This window comes from Novosphingobium album (ex Liu et al. 2023), assembly GCF_029076845.1.
Taxonomy (GTDB): Bacteria; Pseudomonadota; Alphaproteobacteria; order Sphingomonadales; family Sphingomonadaceae; genus Novosphingobium.
In genome coordinates, this window is sequence record NZ_JARESE010000056.1 from 79,990 (window position 1) to 92,819 (window position 12,830).

Consider the following 12,830-nt stretch of genomic DNA (forward strand, 5'->3'; position numbering starts at 1 on the left):
ACAAGACGGGGAACGAGGATGAAACTGGGATTCGCGATGCCGCACATGGTGCGACTGAAGGCCATGACCCAGCCGTGGGAAGCGGCCGTGACCGGCGCCGACCAGACCCGGCTGGCGAAATGGGCGGAAAAGCTCGGCTACGAGATGATCGCCATCCCCGAGCACCACATCATCCCCAGATCGCATGTCGAGCTTTCCGGCCCGCACTATTTCCACGCCTACAGCGCGATGGGCTATATCGCCGGCGCGACCGAGACGATCCGGGTCAATTCGTGCATCGCCATCCTGCCGGCGCAGCACCCGATCGTCACCGCCAAGGCGCTCTCGACGATCGACTGGCTGTCCAGCGGGCGCGTCACCATCACGTTCGCCGTCGGCTGGCTGGAGGAGGAGTTCGATCTCCTCGGCATCCCCTTTCACCAGCGTGGCGCGATGGCCGAGGAATATACCCAGGCGATCATCGCGCTGTGGACGCAGGAAAACCCCGAATTCGAAGGCAAGTACGTCTCGTTCAGGGACGTCGCCTTCGAGCCCAAGCCGGTGCAGCAGCCGCATATCCCGATCTGGTTCGGCGGCGATGCCGACGCGGTGCTGGGGCGCGTGGCGCGTTATGCCGACGGCTGGTGGCCATTCCTGACCAAGCCCGAGACCCTGCCCGAGCGGATCGACTTCATCCGGTCCCGGCCCGATTACAACGGGCGGCTGCGGGATATCTACTACGGTATGTCCACCAGCCGTGTCGGCGAAGGCCATGCGGTGATCGACGATCCCAAGGCCCGGCCGGGCCAGACCAGGCAGGAGATCATCGACCGGCTGGGCTGGCTGGAAGACCTGGGCGTCACCTGGAGTTCGGTGCCGATCCCGGCAGTCAGGCACATCCAGGAATACTATGACTACACGCAGTGGGTCGCCGAAGAGATCATGCCCGCCGTCAGGTGAGCCACGACGAAACGCGGGCGCGATGATTGCGGCCGGCCCGCCTGCCCGCACTTGACGCCGCGCCGCCGCGCCCGGACTGATCGGGCAAACCTTGGGAGACAGGACCGATGAATCCACCACGTCCAAAGCCGCGCCTCGATGCGGTGAACCGCCCGTTCTGGACAGGTGGCGCCGAAGGCAAGCTGAACATCACCCGGTGCGGTGACTGCGGCGAATACACCCATCCGCCGCTGCCGATCTGCCGCCACTGCCATTCGGAAAACGTCGCCCCCCACGCCGTCGCCGGCACGGGCGAGATCGACAGCTACACGATCAATTACCAGCCCTGGGCCAAGGATCTGGAAGTGCCCTTCGTCATCGCCCGCGTGCGGCTCGATGGCGTGCCGGGCGTGATCCTTACCACCAATATCGTCAATTGCCCGGTCGAGGCGGTGACGTTCGACGACAAGGTGCGCGTCGTGTTCGAGGAGCAAAACGGCATCCACTATCCGCTGTTCGAGAAGGTGAACTGAGCCATGGCACGCAAGGAAGCCTATATCACCGGCGTCGGCCAGTCCGAAGTGGGCGTGCGCCTGCAGCGCCATCCGCTGCTCCTCACCATCGACGCGATCCGCGAAGCGCTGGACGAGGCGGGGCTGACTGTCGAACAGATCGACGGCGTGTTCACGTATCCCGGCAAGGTGCCGAGTTTCCTGGGCTTTTCGCCGGTCGGCAGCGATGAGATCATCGAGGCGCTGGGCATCAAGTCGAAATGGCACAACGGCGCGATGGAACAGGGCGCGCAGCTTTCGGCCATCGGCACCGCCGCGCAGGCGGTGAAGGAAGGGCTGTGCCGCCACGTCATCTGCTTCCGCACCGTCTATGAGGCGGCGGCACTCTCTCGGCCCGACGAATATCCGATGGTGCGGCGCGACGAGGTGGACGGCGCATCGCAATGGACTTCACCGTTCTGGGCGCTTTCGGCCGCGTGCTGGACCGCGCAATACGCCATGCGGCACATGCACCGCTATGGCATGACGCGCGAGCAGCTTGGCCAGATCGCGCTCAACGCCTCGCGCAATGCGATGAAGAACCCGCGCGCGCGGGCGATCACCAAGGAAGCGCTGACGCTGGACAAATACATGTCCGCGCGGATGATCACATCGCCGCTGTGCCTTTATGACTGTGACCGCTTCACCGATGCCGCCACCGTGGTGATCGTTTCGGCCGGCGACGCGCTGGACGAAGTGAAGTGCACGCCGGTGCGCATCGCCGCGATGTCCGCCTCGGTCGATCGCTATTCGTGGGACCAGGTCGAATGGCCCGCCTCCTACGAGACCGGCGCGGACTTGTGGAAGCGTACCGACTACACTCCCAGGGACGTCGATACGATCCAGTTCTACGATGGCTTCGCCTTCCTGCCGATCACCTGGCTCGAAGGGCTGGGCTTTGTCGGCAAGGGCGAAGGCGGCGCCTTCATCGAGGGCGGCACGCGCATCGCCATTGACGGCGAATTGCCGCTCAACACCTTCGGCGGGCAGTTGGGCGCCGGTCGGCTCCACGGTTTCGGCTTCGCGCATGAGGCGGTGACGCAGCTTCGCGGCACGGCGGGCGAGCGGCAGATTCCCGGCGATCCCAAGGTCGCGGTGGCGACTTCGGGCGGCGGCCCGCTCGCCGCCGCACTGCTGCTGGCGCGCGACTGACGCCTTCGCCCCCCGGCGCCTTCGCCCCCGGCGCGGTGGTCAGGCCGCCGTGCCGGGGGCGAAGGCGCTATTCGGCCGGCACTGCTTCCGCCGGCGCATGGAGCGGAAAGGCGCGTGCGTGCGTGCGCTTCAGCCCGATCAGCGGGCGCAGCGGGCCGATCTCGCGCCCCACCAGATAGAACAGCCAGCAGCCGCCGGCCGTCGCCGCGATCAGGATGGCGAAGCGGCCCGGCGCGCCGATCGCCGAATCCGCGAGCCAGAAGTTGACGAGCATGATGATCGTCTGGTGCACGATGTAGAACGGGAACACCGCCTCGGCCAGCGTCGCCCGCCAGGCGCCGTCGCGGTTCCAGTACCGATCGGCGATGCCGAACAGCGCGACGATCATGCCCCATGACTGGACCGCGCGCGCGATCAGGAACGGCGCGAGCAGATCGCGCGGCACCGAGCCGTGGAAGCGCGCCTCGAAGCCGGCCACCACCAGGTAGCCGGCCAGGCCCAGCAGGCCGGCGATCTTCCACTGGCGCAGGATCGCCAGCCGCAGCGCCTCGGACCGGCGCAGCAGGACACCGAACAGGAACGAGGAGAGATAGACCGCGTGCGCCGAGGCATCGTCCACCAGCGCGCGCGTATCGCTCCACCCCGGCGGCAGCAGGCGCGCCACCAGGACGAAGGCCATGCCCGCCGGCAGCAGCCACGGCCCGGCCAGCACCCGCTCCGCCCCGCGCCGCAAGGCCGATCGCAAGTGCGGCGGCAGCGACCAGAGCGCGCCCAGGACGAAAGTGTAGACCAGCAGGTAGCCGACGAACCACAAGTGCGCCCAATCGGGCACCAGCACGCCGTCGATCCGGCCGAAGCGGAAGTAATCGTGGATCAGGAAATAGCCGAAACCATGCGGATAGCCGTGCTCACCGGCAAGCGCCGCCCAGGGCTGCGGTGCGACGATCAGCGCCGTGCCGAACGCCAGCGGAATGCCCAGCCGCGCCAGCCGGCTGCGCAGGAACGCACCGACCACGCGTTCACGCGCGAGCAGCGCCGCGCTGGCATAGCCCGAAATCGCAAAGAGCAGCGAGAGCCGCCACGAATTGGTGAAGACCAGCGGAATCGTGACCCATTCGTATGCGGCGCGGTCCTTCGGCTCGAAATTCCACGGGGCGAAGACAAGGCCGACGTGGTAGATGATGAGCAGACCAAACGCGCCGATACGCAGCCAATCCATTCCGTAATGTCGTTGCGCTCTTGTCGCTGCCATCCATATGCCTGGGATATCGTGGGGGGCTCGAAAACGCCTAGCCACAGTGGCGGCGATCCGCAACCGATCCGATTTGGGAGCGGCGCGAAGCCAAATCGGGGACAACTGGCCTTGGATGCGGGCACCCCGAAGCGCCATGCCATGAATGTGTCACGGATCACCATCAACGAAGTCGCGCGCCTTTCCGGTGTCTCGAAGAAGACGGTAAGCCGCGTGATCAACCATTCCCCGCTGCTGAGCGAGGCGACGCGCAGCAAGGTCGAGGCGGTCATCGCCGAGACCGGTTATGTCCCCGATCCGCAAGCGCGCGCCCTGGCCCGCGGGCGCAATTTCAGCATCGCGCTGATCCATGATGGCACATCCCCGGCGATTCTGGCCCTGATCGAGCAAGGCATCCACGAAGCGCTGGAAGGCGGCGACTATGCGCTGGTGCTGCGCGCGCTGGCGGGCGATCCCGAGACGCGGCTTGCCGAATTTCTCGAACGCCACCGCCCCGCCGGCGTGCTGCTGGTGCCGCCCCTGTCGGGCAATCCGGCGCTGGCGGCGCGCTGTCTGGCGGCCGATACGCCCTGCGTCCGGCTGGGCGTGTCGGCGCCGGACGATCCCGCCTGCTTCGCGGCGGACGAGCGCGCCGCGATGGCCGAAACGGTCGATGCGCTGGTGCGCGCGGGGCATCGCCGGATCGGCCTGATCGCCGGGCCGGAGCACTCGCGCGAATCGCGCCAGCGCGAGCTGGGCTATCTCGACGCGATGGCCGATCATGAGCTGGACCGGGGGCCCGCGCTGATCGCCAACGGCGATTACAGCCTCGATTCGGGGGTCGCCGCCGGCCGCTTGCTGCTGGAAGTCAGCCCGCGCCCCACCGCGATCATCGCCTGCAACGATGTGATGGCGGCCGGCGTGATCCGCGCCGCCTGCGCCATGGGGATCGCCGTGCCCGAGGACCTGTCGGTGATCGGCTTCGGCGACGAGCCGCTGGCCGCGCAAGTCACGCCGCCGCTCACATCGGTGCATGTGCCCTGGACGCAGATGGCGCGCGCGGCGGCCGAACGGCTGGTCGATCCCGGCGCGGCGCCCCTGCCGCCGCGCTATGTGCCGCACCTGATCGCCCGCGAATCGGCCTCGGCGATCGAAACCTCGCAATAGGGCCGGCGATCAGGCTGGCGTCGGCTTCGGCTCGCGCTGCCACACCGGGTAATCCTCCAGCCCGAACAGCAGGAAGGCGCTGAGCAGCGTCACCGCGAAGCCGCCCCACAGCATCGGCGCGTAATTGCCGTAAGTATCATAGATCAGCCCGCCCAGCACCGGACCCAGCCCCGATCCCGCCGCGATCAGGCTGGCCATGGCGCCGAAGATCGTGCCGAAATTGCGCATCCCCGAATAGGCCGCGGTCAGATAGCCGACGAGTTGCAGCTTGGTGCCGCCGGCATAGCCGTTGATCATCATGGCCAGGACGATCACCGCCGTCGGCGCCTGCGGCACCAGCAGCAGCACGAAAGTGAGCGAAGTGGCCGTGATCGTCACCCCGCCGACCCAGCGCGCCGGAAAGCGATCGAGCAGCGCGCCCGTCACCAGTTTGCCGACGATCCCGGTAAGGCCGGCGGCGCCCGCATAGAAGGCCGCCGTCTTCCGGTCGACGCCGACTTCGCCCAGGATCTGGATCTGGTGGACCACCAGCGCGATCGTCGCGACCATGATGACGAACGTGGATATCGAGATCCGCCAGAGCGCCACGCTGCGCCAGGCCTCGCTCACCGACAGCCCCGGCACATCGAGCAGCGGCGCCTTGCGGGCCGCCGCGTCGGGATCGGCGGCGCGGGCGCGGCGGCTGATGTCATAGCCGTCGCGCAGCCAGAGCAGGCACAGGATGAAGGCGATCGCCCCCCAGCCGGTGCCCAGCCAGACGAAGGCCATGCGCCAGCCGTGCGCGTCGATCAGGTAATTGGTCAGCGGCGGGGTGATGCCTTGCGCCAGCGCGCTGCCCGACAGCACGAGGCCCAGCGCCAGCCCGCGCCCGGCATCGAACGTGCTGTTCACCGCCGCCGTCCACACGGTGGACTTGGTGGCGAGCGCGGCCAGGGCATAGACCGTCCAGATCGCGAACCACTGCCAGTGCGACCCGTCCAGCAAGCTGAGCGAGGCGATGACCACCGCCATCAGCACGAGGCCGGGCAGCGCCATGCGCCGCGTCCCCCACTTGTCGATGAACACGCCGAACAGCGGCGAGAACAGGAAGGTGAGCACGGCGGTGATCGAAACGCCCGAGGATGCCAGCGTGCGGCTCCAGCCGAATTCGCGGCTGATCGGCTCCAGGAACAGGCCGGTGGCCGAAGTGATGACCGAAGTGAACGAGAAGCCGATCGCGGCGGCCAGGATCATCGTCCAGTGCTGCCGGAACTCGCGCCGCGCGCGCTGCTTCCTTGCGATCATGTCCATTGGTTCCGCCCCTCTCCCTTGCCCGCGCGTCTATTATGCGGCGCTACTTTCATGCCGGGCCGGGAAAGGCCGCGATCACGCCGCCCAGTTCCTCGTGCGGCGATGCGGGCGTGGTAAAGCCGTGCGCGGTATCGACGATGGCATCCCAGTGCTCGGCGATCTCCTCCACGCTGGGCGCGCTCTGGCGCTGGGCCTGCCAGCCGGGGACGACACCGATGAAGACCCGCGCGTTGCGCCCCAGCGCCTGCGAATAGATGCGGTGGGTGGAATGGCACGCCTCGCTGGCCAGCCAGACCGCCAGCGGCGTGTTGAATTCCGGGTTCATCGCATTGCCGAAAGCCTCGATCATCGCCGCGCCGCGGGCGGTGACCGCGGGATCCCAGTCCTCGGCCACCTTGTCGGCCATGCGGCTCATGGCGTTGGGCAGGATCGCGTTGGCCAGGATGCCGTGCTCCCCGCCCTCGATCGCGGCGACGTTCATCAGCCCGACGATGCCCGCCTTGGCCGCCGCATAGGCGCCCTGCATCTCCACGCCGAACAGCCCGGCGCTGGATGCGGTATAGACGATGCGGCCATAGCCTTGCGCCTTCATGTGCGGCCAGACGGCGCGCGTCATGCGAAAGCTGCCCGACAGGTGGGTGGCGATCAGCGCGTCCCAATCCTCGTCGCTGGTATCCTCGATCCGCGCGACGCGCATGTTGCCTGCATTGTTGACCAGCACGTCGATCCGCCCGAACGCGGCCAGCGCCGTCTCGACGATCGCCGCCGCGCCCGCGCTGGTGGCGACGCTTGCGCCGCTTGCCACCGCCTGGCCGCCGGCGGCGCGGATTTCCCCGGCAACCTGTTCGGCCATCGCCGCCGAGCCGCCCGCCCCCTCGACATTGCCGCCCAGGTCGTTGACCAACACCATGCCGCCGCGCCGGCCGATCTCCAGCGCGTGCGCCCGGCCGATGCCGCCGCCCGCGCCCGTGACGATCGCCACCCGGCCGGCGAAGGATATCGGGCCTGCCATCTCAGGCCGCGTCCGCGCCGGCCTTGAGATCCTCCAGGGTGAAGCCGTTGCCCGGCGCGCATTGCTGCACCTCGATCACGTTGCCTTCGGGATCGTAGCCGTAAAGCGTCTTCACATGGCCGGCATCGACGAAGTCGCGATCGTTGAAGGTCATGCCGCAGCGCTTGAGGTGGGCGATATCGTGCTCGATATCGGTCACATCGACGCAGAAATGGGTGTAGCCCCGGTCAAACGGGCGCAGCGGCTTGTCCAATTGGGGCGGCGGGGCGCTATATTCGAACAGTTCGAGATAGCACTGCCCGGCGCGCAGCATACACCCCTTGGCGGCCGATCCGGGCACATCGACGATCAGGTCCATCACCGGCTCGCCCGACCAGCCGAAACCTTCCTCGTCCACCGGCGCGAAACCGAAAGCCTCCCGGTAGAAGCGTTTCATCCGCGCAAGGTCGCGGCAGTTCATGCCGATATGATGGATGCCCCTGATCATCGATTCCTCTCCCGCCGCCTTTGCCCGCGACTATTCCCGAGCCCGCGCGCCAAGGCAATGGTGATGGCATCGTTTGCAGACGCGGTTGCGCGGGCTGCCGTGTCCTCCCCCGTCAGGGGGAGGAACTGGTTCCGCCACCCGCTCGCCCTCTCATTGGCAAACGATACAGCCGCCAGGGCTTGTCCCTGGCGAAGCCGCCGCGATCATGCGTCGGGCTCGATCCAGGTCGTGCGGGTGACGCGGGGACTGAGGTATTTCGTGCGCGTCCAGCCGCCATCGACGACGATCGACTGGCCGTTGATCATCTCGCTGCCGGGAAGGCACAGGAACGCGATCACGCTGGCGATGTCCTCGGGCTCGGCCAGGCGGGGATAAGGCGTGGTTTCCACATTGATGCGCTTGAACGCCTCGTCCTCGAAACGGTGGGCGACCATGTCGGTGCGCGTCACCCCCGGCGCGACGCAGTTCGAACGGATGCCGCGCGGGCCATATTCGCAGGCCATGTGCTCGGTCAGCGACTTGAGGCCGCCCTTGGCCGCCGAATAGGCGCCGCCGCGCCGCCCGCCGACATGGGCGAACGTGGACGTGACGTTGACCACGCTCGACCCCGCGCCAAGGTGCGGGATCACATCGCGGCACAGCCGGAACGGGGCGACCAGCATGATGTCGAGGAAGCTGTCGAGCGTTTCGTCGTCGGTCTCGTCAAGCGGCTTGGGGCTGCCGATCCCGGCGTTGTTCACCAGGCAATCGATCCGTCCGAACTTGTCCAGCGCGGCCTCGACGATCGCCTTGGGGGCGGCCGGATCGATCAGGTCGGCCGAGATGGCCAGAACCTGATCGGGATTGCCGATCGCCTGTTCAAGCGTCGCCAGCTTGCCCTTGTCGCGCCCGACGCCCACCACCGCCATGCCTTCGTCATGGAGCATCTTCGCCGTCGCCAGGCCGATGCCGCTGCCGGCGCCGGTGATGATCGCAACCTTCATTTCCTGTCCCTCTTCTCTCGCTGGAATCACGCTGGCCCCACCCGGTAAGCGCAAAGCTTGTTGCCGTCGAGATCGCGGAAATACGCGCCATAGAACCCGCCCGGCTCGCCGCGCCAGCCCGGCCCGCCCTCGTCGCTGCCGCCCAGCGCGATCGCCTTTGCGTACATGGTCTCGATCTGCTCGATCGAATCCAGCAGGAACGAGATCATCGTGCCGTTGCCGAAGGTCGCGGCCTCGCCATTGGCCGGGGCGACGACGCCGAACATCGGCTTGTCGGGACCGGCGCCATAGACGCGCCCGCCGCTGGGATGATCGAACACCTTGCTCGCGCCGATCGCGGCGAAAAGCTGGTCGTAGAATTCCAGGGCTTTGGGCAAGTCGTTGCTGCCCACCAGTGCATATCCGATCATTCGCTTGTCTCCTTGCGGTTCATAAGTCTCATTGGCCCGCCTGATCGCGCGCCAGCTCGGCCGAGCGTTGCAGCAGGTACTGGCGCAGCCCTTCCACCTTGCCGTCCTCGAACTCGCCGAACCGCGGCATCCCCCGCGCTTCGAGCGCGCCGGCCTTGACCACTTGCGCGAAAGCGGCGCGATCCAGGATCAGCGGCGATCGGCGCAAGTCCGGCCCCTGCGTGCTGCCGATCGCCAGCGCGCCGTGGCACGTGCCGCAATGGGCCGCGAAGGCATAGAGCCCGATCATCGCCGCATCCTTGTCGAACGGCGTGTCCGCTGCCGCGACCGGCGGAGCCGGGCTGGCCGGCGCGGGCAGCGTGCCCTTGCCGCCAAGCGCGAAGGTCAGCACGCGCCGCGCCTGCGTCTGCGGATCGAGGCGATAGCGCCGCTCGAAATCCGGGCCCATGATCGCCCCGGCCGAAGCGACCAGGTTCATGCCCAGCCCGGTGATCACGCTGACATATTCGCGCCCGTTCGCCTTGTAGGCGATCGGCGTGCCCATGAGCGGCGCGCCGGCATCGAAGCGCCACAGCACCTTGCCGCTATCGGCGGCATAGGCGGTGAGATAGCCATCGACCGTGCCCTGGAACACGAGACCGCCGCCCGTCGCCAGCACGCCGCCATTGAGATAGCTGGGATGCTCGACCCGCCACACCGGCTTTTGCGTCACCGGCGACCACGCCAGCAGCGCGCCGGTCGCCCTGGAGCGCCCCATCGCCTCGCCCCCGGCGATGTTCACCGCGCCACTGACGGTGCGGTCGGTAGGGATCGTCCAGGTCTTGCTGCCGTCGCCATAGCCCATCTCGAACTGGTTGGCGGGGATATAGGCCAGCCCGCTTTTCGGGCTGTAGGCCATCGGCATCCAGTTGTGCCCGCCCATGCCCGAAGGCTGGAGGAAGACCATCCCGCCATCGCGATAGCGCGCGCCTTCGGCCTCGATCGGCCGCCCGGTCTTCGGATCGATCCCCTTGGCCCAGGTCACAGGCACGAACGGCTCGGCCGAGATCAACTGGCCGGTGATCCGGTCGATCACATAGAAAAAGCCGTTCTTGGGCGCCTGGATCAGCACCTTGCGCGGCTTGCCGGCGATCGTGATGTCGGCCAGTTCCATGTCCATCGTCGCGTCGAAATCCCAGGTCTCGCCGGGCACGACCTGATAGTGCCACTTGTAGGCGCCGGTCTTGCCGTCGAGCGCGATGATCGAGCAGACGAACAGGTTGTCGCCGCGATCGCCTTTGGCATCGGCGCTACGCAACTGGCGGTTCCATGGATAGCCGCTGCCGGTGCCGATATAGACCGTGTCGGTCTCGGGATCATAGGCCGTGGCATTCCACACGTCGGCGCCGCCGCCGAATTTCCACCATTCGCCGGCCCAGGTCCTGGCGGCCATTTTCATGGCCTCGTTCTCGAAGCCATCGGCGGGGTTGCCCGGCACGGTCCAGAAGCGCCAACGCTGCTGGCCGGTGGCGACGTCATAGGCGGTGACATAGCCGCGCGTCGGCCCGGCGGTGCCGCCATAGCCGATCAGCACCTTGTCGCCGAACACCCGAGGTGCGCCGCTGATGTAGGCCGGATAGTCCGACGGATAAGTCTGCACGCTCCACACCGGCTTGCCGGTCATGGCGTCGATCGCGATCAGGCGGCCGTCCTGCGTGCCGGTGATGACCTTGCCTTGCGCGAAAGCGATGCCGCGCACGCCCCAGCCGAAGCGCAGGTTCTTGCCCGCCTTCCCCGCGGCCTGCGGATCGTATTCCCACAATTGCCGCCCCGTCGCCGCATCGACCGCGCGCACGACGCTGAGCCCGGTGGCGAAATAGAGCACGCCATCGACCGCAAGCGGCTGCACTTGCGTATTGCCCAGCGGCAGGTCCAGCGACCAGGCCAGCCCCAGCCGCGCGACATTGCCCTGGTCGATCTCGGCCAGCGGGCTGTAATGCTGCGCCGCGCCGGTGCGGCCATAGGCCGGCCAGTCCGCGCCGTCGTCAGCCGACCCCGCGGCGAGCAGCGCCCCGCCCGAGAGCGCGAGTGTCGCCAGCGTCAGGGCGCCCAGCATTGCGATGCCCGCGCGCGGCTTCCAGATCCGTGCCATATGCCTCTCCCCGCCCGCCGAGCCTGCCTTCACCGAGTCAATCGCCCGGCGACCGAAACGCGTCATGCTTCTTCGCGCCTACCCGCATTTGCCGCAATTGCACAACATCGTTGGGTACCCACCCCCTTCACCCGCGCGGATGACATGGTTAGGGACAGGAAAAGCCGACTCCGGGATTCGGCCGGCAAAGACGACCACAAGGACTGCGGCGAGGATTTTTTCATGACCAATACCAGCAAGAGCGCGCTTTCGGGCATCCGCGTCATCGACATGAGCCGCGTCTTCGCCGCGCCGGTGGGCGCGCAGATCCTGGGCGATCTGGGCGCGGATGTCATCAAGATCGAGCGGCCCGGCGTGGGCGACGACGGGCGCGGCTATGGCTTTTCCTGGGTTCCGGGCAAGGACGGCATCGAAACGCGCCACTCCAGCTTCTTCACCGTGTCCAACCGCAACAAGCGCTCGGTCACGCTCAACCATTCCAAGCCCGAGGGGCAGGAGATCCTCAAGAAGCTGGTCGAAACCGCCGACGTGCTGATCGAGAACTACAAGGTGGGCGATCTCAAGCGCTTCGGCCTCCACTACGAGAGCCTGAAAGCGATCAATCCCCGGCTGATCTACTGCTCGGTCACCGGCTTCGGCCAGGATGGCCCGATGGCCGCGCGCCCCGGCTATGACGGGCTGTTCCAGGCCACGGGCGGGATGATGGCGGTCACCGGCATTCCCGAAGGCCAGCCCGGCGCCGGCCCGCTCAAGACCGGGCCCAGCCTGGTTGATTTCGTCACCGGCCACAACACCGCGCTCGCGATCCTGGGCGCGCTGATGTACCGCAACCGGACCGGCGAAGGGCAGTATATCGACATCGCCCTGCTCGACAGCTCGGTGGCGATGGTCAGCCATATCATGCAGGACTACCTGATCAGCGGCAACGCGCCGCCGCGCCTGGGCAACGGCGGCAACGGCGGCGGCCCGGCCGACCTGATCTATTGTTCGGACGGCATCATCTACCTCACCGCCGGCACCGACGAGCACTATCGCCGCCTCACCGTGCTGATGGGCCAGCCCGAGCTGTTCACCGACGCGCGCTTCGACAGCAACTTCAAGCGCGGCAAGACCAACCGGGCCGAGCTGATGGAGATCATCAACGCCTGGAGCCGCCAGTTCCCCACGGCCGAAGTGCAGGCCATGCTCGATGGCGAAGGCATTCCCGCGGCAAAGTACAACGAGCTGGCCGACGTCTGGGAGGACGAGCAGGTGCGGCACCGCAACCTGCGCGCCCGCACGCCGCACGCCTGGGCCGAAGCCGGCTATGTCGACCTGATCGAAAGCCCCCTCGCCCGGATGAGCGAGAGCCCGGCCAGCATCCGCATGGCGCCGCCGATGCTGGGCGAGCACAACCGCGAGATCCTGAACGAACTGGGCTATGACGACGCGCGCATCGCCGCGCTGGAGGAAGCCCGCATCATCTGAACCGGTCGGGCACGATGCCCGGCGCAGGAAG

General features: G+C 67.5%; 12 protein-coding genes. 5 read left to right on the forward strand and 7 right to left on the reverse strand.

Annotation, left to right across the window (positions count from 1 at the left end):
• Positions 1–18 precede the first annotated feature (18 nt).
• The 3 genes from PYV00_RS16480 (at position 19) to PYV00_RS16490 (ending at position 2,621) form a co-directional block, all read left to right on the forward strand.
• Positions 19–939, forward strand: a complete 921-nt coding sequence (locus PYV00_RS16480) for a TIGR03619 family F420-dependent LLM class oxidoreductase (protein WP_275229398.1) — start codon at positions 19–21, stop codon at positions 937–939.
• Positions 940–1,046: 107 nt separating this feature from the next.
• Positions 1,047–1,451, forward strand: a complete 405-nt coding sequence (locus PYV00_RS16485) for a Zn-ribbon domain-containing OB-fold protein (RefSeq protein WP_275229399.1) — start codon at positions 1,047–1,049, stop codon at positions 1,449–1,451.
• A gap of 3 nt (positions 1,452–1,454) precedes the next feature.
• Positions 1,455–2,621 carry a thiolase family protein gene (locus PYV00_RS16490; RefSeq protein ID WP_275229400.1) on the forward strand — a complete coding sequence of 389 codons (1,167 nt, stop codon included), beginning with the start codon at positions 1,455–1,457 and terminating at the stop codon, positions 2,619–2,621.
• Between the two features lie 67 nt (positions 2,622–2,688).
• Here the strand turns inward: PYV00_RS16490 and PYV00_RS16495 are convergent, their stop codons facing one another.
• The gene (locus PYV00_RS16495) at positions 2,689–3,840 is read right to left on the reverse strand and encodes an acyltransferase family protein (protein WP_275229401.1); all 1,152 of its coding nucleotides are present in this window, start codon (positions 3,838–3,840) and stop codon (positions 2,689–2,691) included.
• Positions 3,841–4,014: 174 nt separating this feature from the next.
• Between PYV00_RS16495 and PYV00_RS16500 the strand changes: the two genes are divergently transcribed.
• Positions 4,015–5,019: a LacI family DNA-binding transcriptional regulator gene (locus PYV00_RS16500; protein ID WP_275229402.1), complete on the forward strand. Its 1,005-nt coding sequence runs from the start codon at positions 4,015–4,017 to the stop codon at positions 5,017–5,019.
• 9 nt (positions 5,020–5,028) lie between these two features.
• Here the strand turns inward: PYV00_RS16500 and PYV00_RS16505 are convergent, their stop codons facing one another.
• From PYV00_RS16505 to PYV00_RS16530, 6 genes are all read right to left on the reverse strand, one after another.
• Entirely contained in the window at positions 5,029–6,309 is a 1,281-nt protein-coding gene (locus PYV00_RS16505) for an MFS transporter (protein ID WP_275229403.1), read from the reverse strand.
• Positions 6,310–6,358: 49 nt separating this feature from the next.
• Positions 6,359–7,321 carry an SDR family NAD(P)-dependent oxidoreductase gene (locus PYV00_RS16510; RefSeq protein ID WP_275229404.1) on the reverse strand — a complete coding sequence of 321 codons (963 nt, stop codon included), beginning with the start codon at positions 7,319–7,321 and terminating at the stop codon, positions 6,359–6,361.
• A 1-nt stretch (position 7,322) separates the two neighbouring features.
• The gene (locus PYV00_RS16515; protein ID WP_275229405.1) at positions 7,323–7,808 is read right to left on the reverse strand and encodes a VOC family protein; all 486 of its coding nucleotides are present in this window, start codon (positions 7,806–7,808) and stop codon (positions 7,323–7,325) included.
• Between the two features lie 203 nt (positions 7,809–8,011).
• Positions 8,012–8,791, reverse strand: coding sequence for an SDR family NAD(P)-dependent oxidoreductase (locus PYV00_RS16520; RefSeq protein ID WP_275229406.1), 780 nt, complete (start codon positions 8,789–8,791; stop codon positions 8,012–8,014).
• A gap of 26 nt (positions 8,792–8,817) precedes the next feature.
• Positions 8,818–9,201: a VOC family protein gene (locus PYV00_RS16525; RefSeq protein WP_275229407.1), complete on the reverse strand. Its 384-nt coding sequence runs from the start codon at positions 9,199–9,201 to the stop codon at positions 8,818–8,820.
• Between the two features lie 28 nt (positions 9,202–9,229).
• On the reverse strand, positions 9,230–11,332 hold the full coding sequence (locus PYV00_RS16530) for a PQQ-dependent dehydrogenase, methanol/ethanol family (RefSeq protein WP_275229409.1): 2,103 nt from the start codon (positions 11,330–11,332) through the stop codon (positions 9,230–9,232).
• Positions 11,333–11,554: 222 nt separating this feature from the next.
• On the opposite strand from PYV00_RS16530, the gene PYV00_RS16535 reads away from it, so the two are divergent.
• Positions 11,555–12,799: a CaiB/BaiF CoA transferase family protein gene (locus tag PYV00_RS16535; RefSeq protein WP_275229410.1), complete on the forward strand. Its 1,245-nt coding sequence runs from the start codon at positions 11,555–11,557 to the stop codon at positions 12,797–12,799.
• Positions 12,800–12,830 lie beyond the last annotated feature (31 nt).